Annotated in this window: 17 protein-coding genes; 14 read left to right on the top strand and 3 right to left on the bottom strand. The window is 61.4% G+C overall.

The window, feature by feature from the left end; all coding sequences use genetic code 11:
• Positions 1–54: 54 nt before the first annotated feature.
• Positions 55–975, bottom strand: coding sequence for a MurR/RpiR family transcriptional regulator (locus LOY35_RS17110; protein WP_258625041.1), 921 nt, complete (start codon positions 973–975; stop codon positions 55–57).
• Between the two features lie 311 nt (positions 976–1,286).
• Between LOY35_RS17110 and iolC the strand changes: the two genes are divergently transcribed.
• From iolC to LOY35_RS17045, 13 genes are all read left to right on the top strand, one after another.
• Positions 1,287–3,224 (top strand): bifunctional 5-dehydro-2-deoxygluconokinase/5-dehydro-2-deoxyphosphogluconate aldolase, encoded by a 1,938-nt coding sequence (gene iolC, locus LOY35_RS17105; protein ID WP_258625039.1) that lies wholly within the window; start codon positions 1,287–1,289, stop codon positions 3,222–3,224.
• Between the two features lie 198 nt (positions 3,225–3,422).
• Positions 3,423–4,316 carry a myo-inosose-2 dehydratase gene (gene iolE / locus LOY35_RS17100; protein WP_258625037.1) on the top strand — a complete coding sequence of 298 codons (894 nt, stop codon included), beginning with the start codon at positions 3,423–3,425 and terminating at the stop codon, positions 4,314–4,316.
• Positions 4,313–5,122: a 5-deoxy-glucuronate isomerase gene (gene iolB / locus LOY35_RS17095; protein ID WP_258625034.1), complete on the top strand. Its 810-nt coding sequence runs from the start codon at positions 4,313–4,315 to the stop codon at positions 5,120–5,122. The genes iolE and iolB overlap by 4 nt, the downstream gene beginning before the upstream one ends.
• 59 nt (positions 5,123–5,181) lie before the next feature.
• Positions 5,182–6,003: a TIM barrel protein gene (locus tag LOY35_RS17090; RefSeq protein ID WP_258625031.1), complete on the top strand. Its 822-nt coding sequence runs from the start codon at positions 5,182–5,184 to the stop codon at positions 6,001–6,003.
• 145 nt (positions 6,004–6,148) lie between these two features.
• Positions 6,149–8,080, top strand: coding sequence for a 3D-(3,5/4)-trihydroxycyclohexane-1,2-dione acylhydrolase (decyclizing) (iolD, locus tag LOY35_RS17085; RefSeq protein ID WP_258625030.1), 1,932 nt, complete (start codon positions 6,149–6,151; stop codon positions 8,078–8,080).
• Positions 8,081–8,102: 22 nt separating this feature from the next.
• Positions 8,103–9,113: a Gfo/Idh/MocA family protein gene (locus tag LOY35_RS17080; protein ID WP_258625029.1), complete on the top strand. Its 1,011-nt coding sequence runs from the start codon at positions 8,103–8,105 to the stop codon at positions 9,111–9,113.
• A 75-nt stretch (positions 9,114–9,188) separates the two neighbouring features.
• A complete protein-coding gene (locus LOY35_RS17075; protein WP_258625025.1) occupies positions 9,189–10,241 on the top strand; it encodes a Gfo/Idh/MocA family oxidoreductase in 1,053 nt (350 codons plus the stop codon).
• A gap of 141 nt (positions 10,242–10,382) precedes the next feature.
• Complete coding sequence (locus tag LOY35_RS17070) at positions 10,383–10,535, top strand: hypothetical protein (RefSeq protein WP_258625023.1); 153 nt, start codon at positions 10,383–10,385, stop codon at positions 10,533–10,535.
• A 53-nt stretch (positions 10,536–10,588) separates the two neighbouring features.
• A complete protein-coding gene (locus tag LOY35_RS17065; protein WP_258625022.1) occupies positions 10,589–11,515 on the top strand; it encodes a sugar ABC transporter substrate-binding protein in 927 nt (308 codons plus the stop codon).
• A gap of 80 nt (positions 11,516–11,595) precedes the next feature.
• Complete coding sequence (locus LOY35_RS17060; RefSeq protein ID WP_258625021.1) at positions 11,596–13,149, top strand: sugar ABC transporter ATP-binding protein; 1,554 nt, start codon at positions 11,596–11,598, stop codon at positions 13,147–13,149.
• Positions 13,150–13,269: 120 nt separating this feature from the next.
• A complete protein-coding gene (locus tag LOY35_RS17055; protein WP_258625019.1) occupies positions 13,270–14,292 on the top strand; it encodes an ABC transporter permease in 1,023 nt (340 codons plus the stop codon).
• A 326-nt stretch (positions 14,293–14,618) separates the two neighbouring features.
• Positions 14,619–15,023: a TraR/DksA family transcriptional regulator gene (locus tag LOY35_RS17050; protein ID WP_024780047.1), complete on the top strand. Its 405-nt coding sequence runs from the start codon at positions 14,619–14,621 to the stop codon at positions 15,021–15,023.
• Between the two features lie 127 nt (positions 15,024–15,150).
• The gene (locus tag LOY35_RS17045; RefSeq protein WP_408981161.1) at positions 15,151–16,821 is read left to right on the top strand and encodes a methyl-accepting chemotaxis protein; all 1,671 of its coding nucleotides are present in this window, start codon (positions 15,151–15,153) and stop codon (positions 16,819–16,821) included.
• Between the two features lie 199 nt (positions 16,822–17,020).
• Here LOY35_RS17045 and LOY35_RS17040 read toward each other — a convergent pair whose 3' ends face one another.
• The gene (locus tag LOY35_RS17040) at positions 17,021–17,257 is read right to left on the bottom strand and encodes a DUF2789 domain-containing protein (protein WP_258625016.1); all 237 of its coding nucleotides are present in this window, start codon (positions 17,255–17,257) and stop codon (positions 17,021–17,023) included.
• 81 nt (positions 17,258–17,338) lie between these two features.
• Positions 17,339–17,587, bottom strand: a complete 249-nt coding sequence (locus LOY35_RS17035) for a hypothetical protein (RefSeq protein ID WP_258625015.1) — start codon at positions 17,585–17,587, stop codon at positions 17,339–17,341.
• Positions 17,588–17,992: 405 nt separating this feature from the next.
• Here LOY35_RS17035 and LOY35_RS17030 point away from each other — a divergent pair, with 405 nt between their 5' ends.
• The gene (locus tag LOY35_RS17030) at positions 17,993–18,463 is read left to right on the top strand and encodes a hypothetical protein (protein WP_041022135.1); all 471 of its coding nucleotides are present in this window, start codon (positions 17,993–17,995) and stop codon (positions 18,461–18,463) included.
• Positions 18,464–18,514: the final 51 nt, after the last annotated feature.

Here is an 18,514-nt window from a genome sequence, read left to right as displayed (position 1 = left end):
TGCCACTGTCGCGAGCAAGCTTTGCTCCCACAGGGATGGAGTGTACGTCGGTCGTTAATCCTCGAACCCCACCTGTTCATGAATCTCATCGACCTTGAGTTCCAGCCGATAGGCCACGGCAATGAACAAGGCCTGGCACAGGCACAGGGTGGCGCTCAGCGAGCGGAAGGCGAAGGAGCTGCCTTCGTTCACCAGCAGTACGGTGTTGGCCCGTTTCGCCAGGGGCGACAGGTTGCTGTCGGTGATGATCAGCGTCTTGGCCTGGTGATGCTGGGCGATGCGCAGGCAGTGCTGGGTTTCCTTGCCATAGGGCGTGAAGCTGATGGCGATCACCAGGTCATTGGCCCGCACGCTGCGCATCTGCTCGCGATAACTGCCCCCCAGCCCGGACACCAAATGGATGCGTTTGTTGGTGTGCTGCAGGTTATAGACCAGGTAATCGGCCACCGCGAAGGAGCGTCGCACGCCCACCACATAGATGTTGTCGGCATTGACCACCAGGTCGACAGCCTTGTCGAACGCCTGGTCGTCCAGTTCCAGCCCCAGTCGCTCGATGCCCGACAGCGTGGCATTGATACATTCGCGCGCCAGGTCGCCGCCGCTGGCTTTCTGCGACTTGTTGGCGATCATGCTGCGAATGCGTTGCTGGTAGTTCTGCACCGGCGTGGTCTTGTGGGTATAGGCCTCGCGGAACAAAGCCTGCATTTCGCTGAACCCGCTGAAGCCGAACCGTTGGGAGAAGCGCACGATGGCCGACGGGTGCACTTCGCACTCGCGGGCGATGTCACTGATGCGGTCCACCATGATCCGGTCGCTTTGCTGGCTCATGTAGCTGGCAATGCGTTTGAGCTGGCGCGGCAGGCTTTCATATTCATCGGTGATCAGTTGCAACAGACGCTCGGCATTGATCGGTGGGCTGGCGAGGGCGGCCTCGGACGCGCGCTCGGATGGCGCCGGCAGATCGGGGCGGGTCATAGATAATCCTTCTGGCTTGTTCTTATAGAGCCGTCCGCTGGAAGACCGGCTCTCGACAATAAGTTGGCTGCTCGCAGTCTACAGCGTAGGCGCAGGGAAAATCATGATGGGTAACGTCGCAATCCATGACTGGAACGACGCGCTACGTCTGATACAGCCGATTTGAAGTTTATTGGAAAAAATATTCCACACAAAAATATTATAGAAAAATTATTGATTGTTGAGCCTTGCTCGTTTTAGTCTGCACCCACCAAGAGCGTTGGCGCCGGTCCGGCAGCGAACGCAGGCTGATAAAAATAACAGGAGCCAGCATGGGCCAGACTCGTTTTGCCAGTGGGCGTCAATTGGATGTGATCTGCCTGGGACGCCTGGGCGTGGACCTGTATGCGCAGCAAGTCGGGGCGCGGCTGGAAGATGTGTCGAGCTTCGCCAAATACCTGGGTGGCTCGTCGGCCAATATCGCTTTCGGCACCGCGCGACTTGGGCTCAGGTCGGCGATGCTGAGCCGGGTAGGGGATGACCACATGGGCCGTTTCCTGGTGGAATCCCTGGCCCGCGAAGGCTGTGATGTCAGCGGCATCAAGGTCGACCCTGAACGCCTGACCGCTCTGGTCCTGCTGGGTATCAAGGATCGGGAAACCTTTCCCCTGGTGTTCTACCGGGAAAACTGCGCCGACATGGCACTGCGCGCCGAAGACATCGACGAGGCCTTCATTGCCTCGAGCAAGGCCCTGCTGATCACCGGCACTCATTTCTCCACCGAAGGCGTCTACAAGGCCAGCCTCCAGGCGCTGGATCATGCCGCCAAACACAACGTCAAACGCATACTGGACATCGACTACCGGCCGGTACTCTGGGGTCTGACGGGCAAGGCCGACGGGGAAACCCGTTTCGTCGCCGACCAGAAAGTCAGCCAGCATGTGCAAGGCATCCTGCCGCGCTTCGACCTGATCGTCGGCACCGAAGAAGAGTTTCTGATTGCCGGCGGCAGCGAGGATCTGCTGACGGCACTGCGTACCGTCCGATCGCTGACGGCGGCGACCCTGGTGGTCAAGCTCGGCCCGCAGGGTTGCACGGTGATTCACGGCGCCATCCCGGACCGACTCGAGGACGGCGCCATTTATCCGGGTGTCCGCGTTGAAGTCCTGAATGTACTGGGTGCCGGCGATGCCTTCATGTCGGGCTTCCTCGCCGGCTGGCTGGAGGACGCCAGTGATGAGCGCTGCTGCCAGCTCGCCAACGCCTGCGGTGGCCTGGTGGTGTCGCGTCACGGCTGTGCGCCGGCGATGCCGACCCGGGCTGAACTCGACTACCTGTTCGACAGCCCGGTGCCGATCACCCGGCCGGACCAGGACCTCGTGCTGCAGCGGTTGCATCAGGTCAGCGTGCCGCGCAAGGCCTGGAAACAACTGTTCATCTTTGCCTTTGACCATCGTTGGCAACTGGTGGAGCTGGCGCAAAAAGGTGATCGAGACTTGAGTTGCATTGGTGCACTCAAGCGGTTGTTCATCCAGGCGGTGGAGCGGGTCGAAGCCGATTTGCAGCGCCAGGGCATCGAGGCCGATGTCGGCTTGCTGGCCGATCAACGCTTCGGCCAGGACTCGTTGAACGCCGCCAGCGGACGCGGCTGGTGGGTGGCGCGGCCGGTGGAAGTGCAAGGCTCGCGGCCGCTGGCGTTCGAGCACGGGCGCTCCATCGGCAGCAACCTGATCGCCTGGCCCAGCGAACAAATCATCAAGTGCCTGGTGCAGTTCCACCCCGATGACGAACCGCTGCTGCGCCTGGAGCAGGAGGCGCAGCTGATGGGGCTCTACAAGGCCTCCCAAGTCAGCGGTCATGAATTGCTGTTGGAGGTCATTCCACCGAAGAATCATCCGTCGCAGCATCCTGATGTGCTGTACCGGGCGCTCAAGCGCCTCTACAACCTGGGCATCTACCCGGCGTGGTGGAAGATCGAAGCCCAGACTGCGGAGGAGTGGAAACAACTCGACGAGCTGATCCAGCAGCGCGACCCGTACTGCCGCGGGGTCGTGCTCCTGGGGCTCAACGCCCCGGCTGCCGCCTTGGCCGAGGGGTTTCGCCAGGCCAGCCAGAGCACGACTTGCCGGGGATTTGCCGTGGGCCGCACGATTTTCCAGGAGCCGAGCCGGGCCTGGCTGGCGGGGGAAATCGATGATGAAACGCTGATCCGGCAGGTGCAGGGCACGTTTGTGGAGTTGATCGAGGCGTGGCGTGCTGCCCGGTCGTGATCGACGCAGCAGGCTTTGTGGCGAGGGGATTCATCCCCGTTGGGCTGCAAAGCAGCCCCAAAGCAGCCGACTCAATCTGCCTGACGCACCGAGCCGCATGGTTTTAGGGCTGCTTCGCACCCCAGCGGGGATGAATCCCCTCGCCACCATGCTGTGTTCACAAATGTATTCAGTTTGAAAACAATAAAAGGTGCAGCCATGCCCGCTATTCGAATTGGCATCAACCCGATCTCCTGGAGCAACGACGACTTGCCGTCCCTGGGCGGTGAGACGCCGTTGAGCACTGCGCTGAGCGAAGGCAAGGCCATCGGCTACGAAGGGTTCGAGCTCAACGGCAAGTTTCCCAAGGACGCCAAGGGTGTCGGCGATGTGCTGCGTCCCTATGACCTGGCGCTGGTGTCCGGTTGGTACTCCAGCCGCCTGGCCCGACGCTCGGTGGCCGAGGAAATCGATGCGATTGCCGCCCACGTGCAGTTGCTGGCGCAAAACGGCGCCACGGTGTTGGTCTATGGCGAAGTCGCCGACTCGATCCAGGGCCAGTGCATCCCCCTGATCGAGCGGCCGCGCTTTCACACCGACGATGCCTGGCAGGCCTATGCCGACAAGCTGACCGAACTGGCACGCTTCACCTTGTCCCAAGGCGTGCGCCTGGCGTATCACCATCACATGGGGGCTTACGTCGAATCGCCCTCGGACATCGACAAACTGATGGCCCTGACCGGCAGTGAGGTCGGCCTGCTGTTCGACTCGGGTCACTGCTACATGGGCGGTGGCGAGCCGTTGCAGGTATTACGCAAGCACATCGAGCGGGTCTGCCATGTGCACTTCAAGGACGTGCGCAAGCCGGTGGTGCAACTGGCGCGCAACCATCTCTGGAGCTTCCCGGATTGCATCGTCAATGGCACCTTCACCGTGCCGGGGGACGGCGACATCGATTTCGCCGCGTTGCTGGACGTCCTGCTGGCCGCCGATTACCAGGGCTGGCTGGTGGTGGAAGCCGAACAGGACCCGGCCGTAGCGCCGAGTTATGCCTACGCCAAGAAGGGCTACGACACCTTGCGTGCCTTGTTGCTGGAAAGGAGTTCGTCATGAGTCTGTTGATCAAGAACCAGCCCGGTGGCCGGACCATGGTCCAACTGCCCCAGGGCGAGCTGGAATACGTCGGGTTCGCCGCCTACCGCCTGAGCCACGGCGAAACCCTGCCGGTGGCCGCCGGCGACCAGGAGTTGTGCCTGGTGCTGCTCAGTGGTCGCATCAGCCTCAAGGGCGAAGCGCCGGGGCAGAGCAGTTTCGCCTGGGACAACCTTGGCGATCGCCAGTCGGTGTTCGAGGATAAATCGCCCTACGCCGCTTACCTGCCACCGGGCAGCCAGGCCCAGGTGATCGCCTTGAGCGACGTACAGGTCGCCGTCTGTGCCGCGCCGGGTTCCAGCCAGAACGATTACGGCCCTCGGCTGATCCGCCCCGATGGCATGAAGCGTAGCGTGCGTGGCAAGGGCGCGAATACCCGGTATGTCTGCGACATCCTGCCGGACAGCGAACCGGCCCACTCGTTGCTGGTGGTGGAAGTGCGTACGCCGTCGGGCCACTCGTCGAGCTATCCACCTCACAAGCACGATACCGACGACCTGCCGCACCAGAGTTTCCTGGAGGAAACCTACTATCACCAGGTCAACCCGTCCCAGGGCTTCGTGTTCCAACGGGTCTACACCGACGACCGCAGTATCGACCAGGCCATGGCCGTGGAGAACGGCGATTTGGTGGTGGTACCCAAGGGCTACCACCCGGTCAGCGTGCCTTACGGGTACGAGTCGTACTACCTGAACGTCATGGCCGGCCCGAAGCGGGTCTGGCAGTTTCATAACGATCCGCAGCACAGTTGGTTGCTGGATCTCTGAACACCGTTTGCGGCCCGATCACCCGCGTCGTTTCGTGTGGATACTGGAGGGATAACAAGATGAATAAGCCCCTGCGTTTTGCCTTGAACCGAATGGTTGCCCCGCGCCTGTCGTTGCCCGAATTCATCGATCTGGCCCTGGCCTTGAAAACCGATGCCATCGAGATCCGTAACGATCTGAAAGGCGTCGAGATCGAGAACGGCATGGCGCCTGCTCGCGTGCGCGAGTTGTGCGAGACGCGGGGCATCAAGGTGTTGTCGATCAACGCCCTCTATCCCTTCGACGTGTGGAACGAGGAGCGCCGCGCCCAGGCCTTGAGGCTGGCCGACTATGCGCGTGAATGTGGCGCCGAGGGCCTGGTCATGTGCCCGCTCAATGAGCGGGCCGACCCACGCAGCGAGGCCGAGCGCGCGGCGGGGTTGCGTACGGCGCTCAGCGAACTGGCGCCTATCCTGCGGGCCTTTGGCATCTACGGCTTCATCGAGCCCCTGGGGTTCGAGGAGTGCTCGTTGCGCCGCAAGGGGACGGCGGTGGAAGCGATCAAGGCCATCGGCGGGCTGGATGTGTTCCGCCTGGTGCACGACACCTTTCACCACCATCTGGCGGGTGAGCAGGCGTTCTTCCCCGAACTGACCGGGCTGGTGCACATCTCCGGCGTGGAAGATGCCCAGGCGCCGTTGGCAACGATCCGCGACGGCCACCGGGTGTTGGTGGGCAAGGCCGACATCCTCGGCAACGCCGCGCAGATCGAAGCGCTGCGGGCCGGTGGCTATGAAGGTTACTTGTCCTTCGAACCGTTCGCCGAGAGCGTCCATGAATTGGCCGACATCCGCCAGGCATTGGGGGCGAGCATGAGCCATTTGCAGGATTCACAGGTCTGACACAACCTCCAAGATGATGAACCCCCTTGTGGGAGCGAGCCTGCTCGCGATGGCGGCCTGTCAAGCACATTGATGTCGGCTGACACACCGCCATCGCGAGCAGGCTCGCTCCCACAGGGATCTGCATTCCAGACAAGGTGCAAGCATGTCCACAACACGACTGACCATGGCCCAGGCCCTGGTGAAATTCCTCGATAACCAGTATGTCGAGGTCGATGGCGTCCAGAGCAAGTTCGTCGCCGGGGTCTTTACCATTTTCGGCCACGGCAACGTGCTGGGCCTGGGCCAGGCGCTGGAACAGGACAGCGGCGACCTGGTGGTCCATCAGGGCCGCAACGAACAGGGCATGGCCCACGCTGCCATTGGCTTCGCCAAGCAGAACCTGCGGCGCAAGATCTACGCCTGTACCTCATCGGTCGGCCCCGGCGCGGCGAACATGTTGACGGCGGCGGCTACCGCGACGGCCAATCGCATTCCGCTGCTGCTGTTGCCCGGCGATGTCTACGCCAGCCGTCAACCGGACCCGGTGCTGCAACAGATCGAGCAGTTCCACGACCTGAGCATCAGCACCAACGATGCGTTCAAGGCGGTGAGCAAATACTGGGACAGGATCAACCGTCCCGAGCAATTGATGAGCGCCGCGATCCAGGCCATGCGCGTGCTCACCGATCCGGCCGAAACCGGCGCGGTGACCCTGGCGCTGCCCCAGGATGTGCAAGGCGAAGCCTATGACTACCCGGACTACTTCCTGGCCAAGCGCGTGCATCGCATCGACCGCCGTCCGGCCACCGCGGCGATGCTCGACGATGCCCTGGCCCTGCTCAAGGGCAAGCGCCAGCCGCTGATCATCTGTGGCGGCGGGGTGAAGTACGCCGGCGCCAACGCCGCATTGCAGGCCTTTGCCGAACGCTTCGACATCCCCTTTGCCGAGACCCAGGCCGGCAAGAGCGCCGTGGTGTCCAGCCATCCGCTGAACGTCGGCGGTGTTGGCGAAACCGGTTGCCTGGCGGCGAACCTGCTGGCCAAGGAAGCAGACCTGATCATCGGCATCGGTACTCGCTACAGCGATTTCACCACCGGCTCCAAATGGCTGTTCCAGCATCCAGAGGTGCAATTCCTCAACCTCAATGTCAGCCCGTGCGACGCACTGAAACTCGACGGCGTGCAGTTGCTGGCCGATGCCCGCGTCGGGCTGGAAGCGCTGTCCGCCGCCATGGGGGATTACCGTGCCGAATGGGGCGGGCGGATCGCCGATGCCAAGGGGCAATTGGAGGCCGAGGTGGACCGGGTCTACCAAGCCGATTACCAGACCGAGGATTTCATCCCGGAAATCAACGACGGCATGGACCCGACGGTGTTTCGCGAATTCATCGAACTCACCGGTTCCTGCCTGACCCAGAGTCGGGTGCTGGGCACCCTCAACGAAACCCTCGCCGATGACGCAATCATCGTCGCCGCCGCCGGCAGCCTGCCCGGTGACTTGCAGCGCAGCTGGCGCAGCAAGGGCGTGAACACCTACCACCTCGAATACGGCTATTCCTGCATGGGGTACGAAGTGAATGCGGCACTGGGGGTGAAGCTCGCCGAGCCTGATAAAGAGGTGTACGCCCTGGTGGGTGACGGCTCCTACATGATGCTGCATTCGGAGCTGGCGACCTCGATCCAGGAGCGGCGCAAGATCAACGTGGTGCTGCTGGACAACATGGCGTTCGGCTGCATCAACAACTTGCAGATGGGGAACGGGATGGACAGCTTCGGCACCGAGTTCCGCTTCCGCAACCCGGACACCGGCAAGCTCGACGGCGGCTTCGTGCCGGTGGATTTCGCCATGAGCGCGGCGGCCTACGGCTGCAAGACCTACAAGGTGAAGACCCTCGATGAACTGCACGCGGCCCTGGCCGACGCACGGCGGCAAACGGTCTCGACCCTGATCGACATCAAGGTCCTGCCCAAGACCATGATCCACGGCTACCTGTCCTGGTGGCGGGTCGGTGTGGCGCAAGTCTCCACCAGCGCCCGGACCAACGCCGTCGCCAAGGCCCTCAATGAACGACTGGCCCAGGCCCGTCAGTACTGATCACAACAACAAGGAGTTCCAAATGTCTTTGAAGCTTGGCGTCATCGGCACCGGGGCCATCGGCCAGGACCATATCCGTCGTTGCAGCCAGACCTTGCTCAACAGCCAGGTGGTGGCGGTGACCGACATCAACCTGGCCCAGGCGGCGAAAGTGGTGGCCGACCTGAAACTGACCGCCGAGGTCTATCCCGATGGGCACGCGCTGATCAAGGCCCCGGAAGTCGAGGCGATCCTCGTCACGTCCTGGGGGCCAAGTCATGAGGAATTCGTGCTGGCGGCGATTGCTGCCGGGAAACCGGTGTTCTGTGAAAAGCCCTTGGCCGTCACGGCAGAAGGCTGCCGTCGGATCGTCGAGGCCGAGGTGGCCCATGGCAAGCGACTGGTGCAGGTCGGTTTCATGCGCCCCTACGATGAAGGCTATCGGGCGCTCAAGGCGGTGATCGACAGCGGCCAGATCGGTGAGCCCCTGATGCTTCACTGTGCCCACCGCAACCCCAGCGTGGGCGAGAACTACAAGACCGATATGGCGATCACCGACACTTTGATCCATGAATTGGATGTGCTGCGCTGGCTGCTGGCCGACGACTACGTGTCGGTGCAGGTGGTATTCCCGCGCAAGACCAGCAAGGCCCTGGCCCACCTGCGCGATCCCCAGGTCGTCCTGCTGGAAACCGCCAAGGGCACGCGCATCGACGTGGAAGTGTTCGTCAACTGCCAGTACGGCTATGACATCCAGTGCGAAGTGGTGGGGGAGACCGGCATAGCCAAGTTGCCGGAGCCGTCCCAGGTACAACTGCGCAGCGACGCCAAGCTGTCCAATGCCATCCTGATGGATTGGAAGGATCGCTTCATCGCCGCTTATGACGTCGAGTTGCAGGCCTTTATCGACGGCGTCCGCGCCGGACAGGTGGGCGGTCCTTCGGCGTGGGATGGCTTCGCCGCGGCGGTGGCGGCGGATGCCTGCATCGAGGCGCAGGGCAGTGGGCAGATCATCAAGGTGCAATTGCCCGAGCGGCCGCGTTTCTACGGCTGATCACTGTTTTAAATGTGGGAGCGAGCAGGCTCGCTCCCACAGGGCCGCATTTCAATGGTGGGACAAGGAGCTTTCATGCGAATCGGACTGGTGGGCTATGGCAAGGGTGGACGGTTCTTTCATGCACCGCTGATCAGCAGTTTGCCGGGGGCGACGTTCGTGGGCGTGGTGACCCGGTCCGCTGAGCGTCGCCAGCAACTGGCGACCGAACATCCCGATGTCCAGGCGTTCGACACACTGGAGCAACTGGTGGCGGCCGGCGTCGACGTAGTAGTGGTTTCCACGCCTCTGGACGGTCGTCCGGCAGTGGTGATGGAGGCCATCGAGCGAGGCGTGGCGGTGGTCAGCGATAAACCGTTCGCCCCTGATGCCACGCAGGCCGAGGCGATGGTACTGGCAGCCGAACGACACAACGTGCCGCTCTGCGTGTATCAGAACCGGCGCTGGGACTCGGACTTCCTGACTGTGCGCAAATTGTTGGCGTCCGGCGTCCTGGGACAGGTCCAGCGGTTCGAGTCCAGCGTCGAGCGTTATTCGCCGACGTCCGTCGGCAAGGGCAGCGGTGGCGGGTTCCTGCGTGACCTGGGCAGTCATCTGGTGGATCAGGCGTTGCAGCTGTTCGGACCGGTGGTGCGGGTGTATGCCGAGCTGGACTACCGCCAGCCAGGCCAGGTTTTCGACAATGGTTTCTTCATGTCCCTGAGCCATGCCAACGGCGTGGTGTCGCACTTGAGTGGCAGTTGCCTGCAGAACGCGCCGCGCCCACGGTTCCGGGTCAGTGGTTCCGAGGGCTGTTACACCGTCGAGGGATTGGACGGGCAGGAAGCCCAGGCCCTGGCCGGTTTGAGTCCGGCGACCGAGGGCGAACGCTGGGGGACCGAAGAGCATCGACGCTGGGGCTGGTTCGAGCACGGCACCGAACGTGAGCGGGTGACGTCGGAGCGCGGCTGTTGGATCGAATTCTATCAGCGCCTGCAAGCCGCTTTGCGGGGAGCTGGCCCGCTGCCAGTCCTGTCTCGTGATGCACTGGCGACCACTCGTCTGCTGGACGCTGCCCGGCAGAGCGCGGAACGCCATGAAGTGGTGGTTTTGGGCACGCCCATCGGCCATGGAACAAAAAACGAATAAAATTCTAAAATTTGTTGATATGGAAAATATTTTCCAATAAAGTCTTTTCCAGGTTACCGACATCCAGTTCCCGCTTGTGCAACGGCTTCTTAAACAAGCGGCGGACTCAACAAAAACAAGAAACACAGCCAGGTACCGTCGATGAAAACCTTCAGCCGCTCTGCGTTTCACCTGTCACGTCTACCGCGCTTGTCCGCAACCCTTCCCCTGTTCGAATCCCTAGGCATCCGGCGCAACGGCGCCGTGGTGTGTTGCATGCCCGGTGCGCCCATCGTGCGTTTGCCGCGTTCCTGAGTTCCGACACGCCTTATCCATAAAACCAACAAGAATGTGGAGAAAGACCGTTCATGAAGACCAAGACCCGTATCGCCTCGTTGGCCCTGTCGTTGATGTTTGCCAGCGGTGCTGCCCTGGCGGACCTGAAGATCGGGGTCAGCATGTCGCAGTTCGACGACACCTGGCTGACTTACCTGCGCGAGTCCATGGACAAGAAGGCCAAGTCCATGCCGGACGGCGTCACCCTGCAATTCGAAGACGCACGCAGTGATGTGGTCAAGCAACTGAGTCAGGTGGAAAGTTTCATCAGCCAGAAGGTCGACGCCATCATCGTCAACCCGGTGGACACCGCCGCGACCCAACGCATCACCAAATCCGCCGTGGCCGCGGGCATTCCGCTGGTTTATGTCAACCGTCGTCCCGATGACCTGAAGCTGCCGGCCGGCGTGGTGACCGTTGCCTCGGACGACCTGGAAGCCGGGCGGATGCAGATGCAGTATCTGGCGGACAAAATGGGTGGCAAGGGCGACATCGTGATCCTGCTGGGAGACCTGGCCAACAACTCCACCACCAACCGCACCAAGGGCGTCAAGGAAGTGCTCGCCAAGTACCCGAATATCAAGATCGAACAGGAACAGACCGGTACCTGGTCCAGAGACAAGGGCATGACCCTGGTCAACGACTGGCTGACCCAGGGGCGTGAGTTCAATGCGGTGGTGGCGAACAACGATGAGATGGCCATCGGCGCGTCCATGGCGCTCAAGGGCGCCGGCAAGGAGAAGGGCAGTGTACTGATTGCCGGGGTCGACGGCACGCCGGATGGCCTGAACGCCGTGAAGAAGGGCGAGATGGCCGTCTCGGTGTTCCAGGATGCCAAGGGCCAGGCCGATGGCTCGATCGACACGGCCGTGAAAATGGTCAAGAAACAGCCGGTGGAACAGGCCGTGTGGGTGCCGTACCGCCTGATCACGCCGGAAAACGTCGACCAGTTCAAGTAACGTTCCACGCACCGCTGGTTCGACCACAACAATAAGCAGGCAAGGACGCCACGCCGACCTTGCCCAGGGAGTACCTGAACATGTTTGCCTCAGCGATAGTTTCGAGCGCCCCGGCAATGACTGTCCCGCCGGGCGTACTACCTGACGAACCGTATCTGCTGGAAGTCGTCAATGTCAGCAAGGGATTTCCAGGCGTGGTGGCCTTGTCCGACGTGCAGTTGCGGGTACGCCCCGGTTCCGTCCTGGCCCTGATGGGCGAAAACGGCGCCGGTAAATCTACCCTGATGAAGATCATAGCCGGCATCTACCAGCCGGACGCCGGTGAACTGCGCCTGCGGGGCAAACCGGTCACATTCGACACCCCCCTGGCGGCGTTGCAGGCCGGTATTGCGATGATCCATCAGGAACTGAACCTGATGCCCCACATGAGCATTGCCGAAAACATCTGGATCGGCCGCGAGCAGCTCAATGGCCTGCACATGATCGACCACGGGGAGATGCACCGTTGCACCGCCAGGTTGCTGGAGCGCCTGCGGATCAACCTCGACCCCGAGGAGCAGGTGGGCAACCTGAGCATTGCCGAACGGCAGATGGTGGAAATCGCCAAAGCGGTGTCCTATGACTCCGACATCCTGATCATGGACGAGCCGACCTCGGCCATCACTGAAACGGAAGTCGCCCACCTGTTCTCGATCATTGCCGACCTCAAGGCCCAGGGTAAGGGCATCATCTATATCACCCATAAAATGAACGAAGTGTTCGCCATCGCCGATGAAGTGGCGGTGTTTCGCGACGGCTGCTACATCGGCCTGCAACGGGCCGACAGCATGAACGGCGACAGTCTGATCTCGATGATGGTCGGACGGGAGTTGAGCCAGCTGTTTCCGGAGCGGGACAAACCCATTGGCGAGTTGGTGTTGTCGGTGCGCGACCTGAGCCTGGATGGCATCTTCAAAGGGGTCTCCTTCGACCTGCACGCCGGGGAGATCCTCGGCATCGCCGGGCTGATGGGCTCGGGACGGACCAACGTGGCCGAGGCGATCTTCGGTGTAACGCCCAGTACCGGCGGCGAGATTCTGCTGGATGGCCAACCGGTGCGCATCAGCGATCCGCACATGGCCATCGAGAAAGGGTTTGCCTTGCTGACCGAGGATCGCAAGCTCAGTGGGCTGTTCCCGTGCCTGTCGGTGCTGGAAAACATGGAAATGGCCGTGCTGCCCCATTACGTCGGCAACGGTTTCATCCAGCAGAAAGCCTTGCGCGCGTTGTGCGAAGACATGTGCAAGAAGCTGCGGGTCAAGACCCCGTCCCTGGAGCAGTGCATCGACACCCTGTCCGGCGGCAATCAACAGAAGGCGCTGCTGGCCCGCTGGCTGATGACCAACCCGCGGATCCTGATCCTCGACGAGCCGACCCGTGGCATCGATGTTGGCGCCAAGGCCGAGATCTACCGGCTCATTGCCTACCTGGCGGGTGAGGGCATGGCGGTCATCATGATCTCCTCCGAGCTGCCGGAAGTGCTGGGCATGAGCGACCGGGTCCTGGTGATGCACGAAGGCGACCTGATGGGCACCCTCGGCCGGAGCGAAGCGACCCAGGAGCGGGTCATGCAGTTGGCCTCCGGCCTGGCCTGACGCGCCCGTTCAAAAAATAAAGTCGAGCAACACTGTGGCGAGGGGATTTATCCCCGCTGGGCCGCTACATCTCCCGGCAGAGAGCACTCCTCGCCAAAGAACAAGAAAAGGTGAATGGCAATGAACGCGATACTGGAAAACAAACCCGCGGCCGCACCGGCCAGGACGCGCCGGCGCTTGCCGACGGAGCTGAGTATCTTCCTGGTGCTGATCGGCATTGGCCTGGTGTTCGAGTTGTTCGGCTGGATCATGCGCGACCAGAGTTTTCTAATGAACTCCCAGCGCCTGGTCCTGATGATTCTGCAGGTGTCGATCATCGGCCTGCTGGCCATCGGCGTGACCCAGGTCATCATCACCACCGGCATCGACCTGTCGTCCGGTTCCGTGCTGGCGTTGTCGGCCATGATTGCCGCAAGTCTGGCCCAGACCTCGGATTTTGCCCGAGCGGTGTTTCCGTCCCTCACCGATCTGCCGGTATGGATACCGGTAGTGGCGGGGTTGGGCGTGGGGCTGCTGGCCGGGGCGATCAACGGCAGCATCATCGCCGTCACCGGCATCCCGCCCTTTATTGCCACGCTCGGCATGATGGTGTCGGCCCGTGGCCTGGCGCGTTACTACACCGAAGGCCAGCCGGTGAGCATGCTGTCGGATTCCTACACCGCCATCGGTCATGGCGCCATGCCGGTGATCATCTTCCTGGTGGTGGCGGCGATTTTCCATATTGCCCTGCGCTACACCAAGTACGGCAAATACACCTATGCCATCGGCGGCAATATGCAGGCGGCGCGTACCTCGGGGATCAACGTCAAGCGGCATCTGGTCATCGTCTACAGCATCGCCGGGTTGCTGGCGGGGCTCGCCGGGGTGGTGGCCTCGGCGCGGGCCGCCACCGGGCAGGCCGGCATGGGCATGTCCTATGAACTGGATGCGATTGCCGCGGCGGTGATCGGCGGCACGAGCCTGGCCGGTGGAGTGGGGCGCATCACCGGGACGGTGATCGGTGCGCTGATCCTTGGCGTCATGGCCAGCGGCTTCACGTTCGTCGGCGTCGATGCCTACATCCAGGACATCATCAAGGGGCTGATCATTGTGGTCGCGGTGGTCATCGACCAGTACCGCAACAAGCGCAAGCTCAAGCGTTAACGGCCACCGTACTGCGACAAAGCGCCACGCCTGACCTGCGTGGCGTTGCCATTTGTCTTCTTAATACAGCCATCGCAGCGAATTTCTTGTTATAAACGCACTCCGATGATCGCCAGAAGCCTGTCAGAGAACATTTGAAGGGGTTGTCGGACATTTTCCCATGTTTTCGGTTGCTGAGGCCTCGACTCGGCCTTAGACTGCCGCCCCTCGTAAATTGAGTGCCGGGTGGCGCTTGGAATAGACGGCGCCTTCCTGACGAGCGTGGCAGCTGCGCTGCGGAACGCTCCATAATTCGCCTTAATGCACGTTTTTTTATAGAGATATCAATGACAAAGGAAAAGTTGCTGGCCATGCCGGCGGATGACTACATGAACGCCGAGCAGCTGGCTTTCTTCACCAAGCTGTTGCAGAACATGAAAGTCGAAACCCACGAGCGCATCGAACAGAACCGAATCGCCATTGAAAGCCTGGATTCCCCGGCTGACCCGGCCGACGCTGCTTCCGTAGAAGAAGAGCGCACCTGGCTGGTTAACGCCATCGATCGTGACCAGCGCATGCTGCCCCAACTGGAGCAGGCCCTGGACCGCATCAACGACGAAAGCTTCGGCTGGTGCGACGACAGCGGCGAGCCGATCGGCCTCAAGCGCCTGCTGATCAGCCCGACCACCAAGTACTGCATCGAAGCTCAGGAACGTCACGAGCAGATCGACAAGCACCAGCGTCAGGCCTGATCCGCTACCTGCCATTCGAGATACCAGACCTTGTGGCGAGGGCGCTTGCTCCCGCCCAGACCCTGTAGCGGCCCCTCGAAAATCACCCCGCTGCGTTGATCTGCTGCAAGAACGCGACTAATGGACCATGGATAATGGCTCGGTAGTGGCGTTTAATGCTGGCATAACAACGAGAAGTGTGGTGACAAACATGGCGACAGATGGATCTCTGGCGGCGGTGCCTGCCTCGGTATCGGCTACAAAAAGCACGGCGCGCTGGCTGACGCCGACCTTGCAGAGTCTTGCTCTGACCTTGCTGCTGTGCGGCATGGTGCTGGGAGGCTGGTCGCTGTACCTGGGCCTGCCCCTGGCGATGCTGATCGTCTGGTTGCCACGCCTGCGCTCGCGCCTGGCCACCGTGCCCCAACCGTCGTCGAATACCGGCTCACTGGCCGAGCTGACCCGTGACCTGTCCTACACCACCAGTCATAACGCGTTGTCGGCCGCTGGCGTCGCCTATTCGGTCAGGCAACTGGCCGGCAAGGTCCAGTCACAACTCGACGCGGCCGCACAGATCGTCAGCAATGCCGAAGCGATGATCGCCACCGAACAGGCCACTTCCCAACTCAGCCAGCAAGCCCTGGGCGCCGCCAGCGAAGCCCATCGCAGCAGCGTTGCCGGGCGCAGCGAACTGGTGGAGTCCATCAGCCGCATGCACCAGCTCAGCCAGCGGGCAAACGACAGTCGCGAGTTGATCGAGGCCTTGAGCGTGCGCAGCGACGAGATCCAGCGGGTCAGCCTGGTGATTCAATCGATTGCCAGCCAGACCAACCTGCTGGCGCTGAACGCGGCCATCGAAGCGGCGCGGGCCGGCGAGCATGGCCGTGGCTTCGCCGTGGTGGCCGATGAAGTCCGTGGCCTGGCGGGCCGCACGGCGGCGGCGACCGGCGAGGTCGGGGTCATGGTGGCGGATATCCAGCAGCGCACCGCCCAGGTCGTCGAGCAGATCCGTCAGCTGGCAGCCGATCTGGACAGTGGTGTGCAGCAAGTCGAGCACACCGGCCAACACCTGGAGAACATTGCCCGGCTCGCCGCCGGTGTCGAAACCCAGGTCAGCGCCATTGCCCAGGGCACCGACACCAACCGCGAACAACTCGACAGCCTGTTCCATGCCATTGAACAGATGCGCGGGGACCTGTCCATCAGCGACCAGCAGACCCAACGCCTGGCCGAAGCGGCCGTGCAGATGGAAGGCCAGGCTGAAACCATCAGCGAGCGCCTGGCCGAGGTGGGGCTCGACGATTATCACCAACGGGTCTACGACCTGGCGCGTGAAGGCGCGAGCCAGATCGCCGCGCAATTCGAGGCGGATGTCGATCAAGGACGTATCAGCCTGGACGATCTGTTCGATCGTAACTACCAGGCCATTCCCAATACCCATCCCGCCAAGTTCCAGACCCGTTTCGACCGTTATACCGACCAGGTCCTGCCGGCCATCCAGGAGCCTTTGCTCACCCGGCATGACGGCCTGGTGTTTGCGATTGCCTGCACCCAGCAGGGGTATGTGCCGACCCATAACAAGGTCTTCAGTCAGCCGTTGACCGGCGATCCTGCCGTCGACACGCTGAACAACCGTACCAAGCGCAAGTTCTCCGATCGCACCGGGATTCGATGCGGCAGCCACCAGCAACCGGTGCTGTTGCAGACCTATACCCGCGACACGGGCGAGCTGATGCACGACCTGTCCGTGCCCATCATGATCAAGGGCCGCCACTGGGGTGGATTGCGGTTGGGCTATAAGCCCGAGAAGGCACGATGAGCGGTGCATCAGTGGATGCCTGAGTGGCAGGGTTATTGCCATCGCGAGCAGGCTCGCTCCCACAGGGGACTTGTGGTGCTCCGGGACCTTGTGGGAGCGAGCCTGCTCGCGATGGCGGTGGCACAGCCGACATCAATGCCTACTGACCCACCGCTATCGCGAGCAAGCTCGCTCCCACAAAGCAAATGCCGTTGAGCCGCTATTTGCCGTCGTGCAGGCGTACGTTCAGTTGATCCACCAGCACCGCCTCTTCGCCATCGGCGAGCAACCATTCCCGTAGCAGGTCCTTTTGCTGATCCGACCAGAAATCGGCCTCCACCAGTTTTGTCTCCGGGTCCAGGGGGTGTGCCATGATGAAACTGTCGATGGCTTTTTCGTCCGAGGGCAGGCCCAGTTGATCGAACAAGGTCTTGAGCTCGTGGGAAGGCTGTTCCATGGGGTTCTCCTTTGGGCATGCGCCGTCATGGCGCGTCGGTTGCGTCCCTTTATCTGAGGCAAGCGCGCGTCAGGAGTTCGATTATTGCTGTGTCCCGGTACTTCGCTCGAGATGCCTGGCCAAGTAGCAGGCTTCGTTATGGTCGGTACGGAAACCTCTTACACGTCCAGTCGATGTTTCTTCAATATGGAAAAAACATTTGCCGGCCAGGACGACCCGATATCGCGGTTGAATCAGCGAGACCGGCAGGTAATGAATCCCGTCAAAGGCGTCATGGGGATTGACGATGTGTGGTGTGGCGGGGTGGAGCAAGGTTGTGAAAGTGCCCATGTGAATTCCTTTTCTATGGTTTACCGACGAATTGCCAGGTATTTCAAGTAGTCTCTGCCCCTCCGGCTGCTCTAGAATCAACAGCGCTGCATGGACGGTTGCGCCTATCTAAAGCAATTTTTTTTAGGCTCGATGTCAGAAAAATGCTTTTTTAAGTGAGAATTTTCCCTAAAGTTAGTAGTCCCACCTTTTCCGATGCGCAGAGTGGCTATTTCCTTCAGCTTCTGACGACTTCCCGGGAAAGACGGCGAGAGTGGCAATCCTTTAGTCTTCTCTTGCCCGGGACAGGGTGCGCCGTTCACTTCGAATTTCAGTTACAGGTCCATTGCGACACTACGTCGGCACGGGTTCTCGTGGTCCGTCCTTTCTGCGGAGCGGACCGTTTTCAAAGATGGGGATGTTTCCTTGGCAGTAAGTAATCTCGACACGCATGCGTTATTTGTACTGGGTGACCTGCGGGCAAAACTGGTCAAACTGTTCCAGTCACGTTTCGTCTACATCACCGAGCAGACCGCCGAAGGTATCTATGTCGCCGAAATCGACACCGAATCGGCCCTTGTGGTCGATGACAAGCCCAGGCTCGAGCTCAAGGTGGGTGACCATTTTCGTGCAGCGGTATTGCCGAGTCGCGAAGGGGGCAAGTTCGAGATCAGGTTTCGCGAAATCAAACTGACGGTCTATGGCCTTGGGGAGTACGCGTTCGTCACGACCCCTGGCGGCCAGGCCATCCTGTTCAAGGAAGGCCACAGCGTCGTGACCGTGTATGCGGCGAACGAACAGTTGCAAGAAGGTTTGACCAAGACCCTCAAGGCGGTCACCGCCAAAGCCGCGAAATGGCGCAAGGGCGAACTGGTGACGTTCAAGGCCAGCGAGTGATACCCAGGGGCGGCGACCGTTTTGCTGGAACCTCGGCTACAGTCAGTTGAC

Origin of the sequence: Pseudomonas sp. B21-028, from assembly GCF_024749045.1 — a bacterium.
Lineage (GTDB): Bacteria > Pseudomonadota > Gammaproteobacteria > Pseudomonadales > Pseudomonadaceae > Aquipseudomonas.
The sequence above is the reverse complement of the archived record's forward strand: the minus strand, read 5'-3'. Positions and strand labels throughout refer to the sequence as shown.